Here is a 247-nt window from a genome sequence, read left to right on the forward strand (position 1 = left end):
ACCCTGCGCGGTCGGCAGGCGCTGGATCGACAGCAGACGATCGCCGTCGTCGTACACATAATCCTGACGGGCATCGGCATTGAGTTTGGCCGTTAGCCGACCAATGCTGTCGCGTTCGAATTCGGTGCGACGTTGTGGTCGCTCGCCGCGTTCACCGTAGCCGGTTTCGTCGACCTGGGTCAGATGCCCGCCCAGGTTGTAACTGAAACGCCGGGTCAGGTTGTCGATGCGCTTTTCTTCGATCAGA

Annotated in this window: 1 pseudogene; it reads right to left on the reverse strand. The window is 60.3% G+C overall.

What is annotated here, in order from left to right:
- A pseudogene (locus tag ACM6I6_RS27580) lies at positions 1–247 on the reverse strand (RHS repeat protein); the annotation flags it as partial.

The organism is Pseudomonas sp. IT-P218 (assembly GCF_949767605.1).
Lineage (GTDB): Bacteria > Pseudomonadota > Gammaproteobacteria > Pseudomonadales > Pseudomonadaceae > Aquipseudomonas > Aquipseudomonas putida_AE.